Raw genomic sequence first — 714 nt, forward strand, 5'->3', positions numbered from 1 at the left:
AGGCTCTTTTTCTCAAAACAGTTTTCTGCTGATCTCAAACGAGTACAACAGAAAGCAGAAAGAGCAAAAGCAATTTGGCAACAAAGCCAACCGATAAAAGATACGCTAGCAGAAACCTATTTACGCAATCGGGGGATTACTTGTGAATTGCCTGCTGATTTACGTTTTCACGACAAATGTCCACACCCCTTAGGAATGACATTGCCCGCGTTGGTGGCGCTTGTTAAGGGAGCTGGTTCCTTTGCCATTCATAGAACCTTTTTACAAGCCAATGGCTGCAAAACAGATCACAAACCAGCCAAAGCCATGTTGGGATCTGTTATGGGCGGTGCTGTGTACTTAAGCCAAGACAATCCAAAACATCTTGTCATTTGTGAAGGTATTGAAACGGGTCTGTCTCTGCTGTCTGGTTTGTTATCAGAGCCCGTGAATTTATGGGCGTCCCTTTCGACTAGTGGCATGATGCGTGTGAATTTGCCTCGTACAAAAGGACGTTTGACAATCGCAATGGACGGTGATGATGCGGGTCGTAAAGCAGGTTTTATCTTAGCTGCGCGTGCTTATAGCCAAGGCTTTGAGGTCTTTAGCATGCAAGCTCCAAAAGGAATGGACTTTAATAACGTATTACTTTCTCAAAAGAGGAAACTATGAAAGAGTGTAATTTACAAAACAACAATGAAAATACCCCCGTCAATGATAACGATAATGCCTCTT

General features: G+C 43.3%; 1 protein-coding gene. It reads left to right on the forward strand.

Annotated elements, in window-relative coordinates:
* On the forward strand, positions 1–651 hold a 651-nt coding region (locus tag ABD917_RS08750), incomplete at its 5' end, for a DUF7146 domain-containing protein (protein ID WP_345119673.1).
* Positions 652–714 lie beyond the last annotated feature (63 nt).

Source organism: Bartonella pachyuromydis (assembly GCF_039543065.1).
In the GTDB taxonomy this organism is placed as follows: domain Bacteria; phylum Pseudomonadota; class Alphaproteobacteria; order Rhizobiales; family Rhizobiaceae; genus Bartonella; species Bartonella pachyuromydis.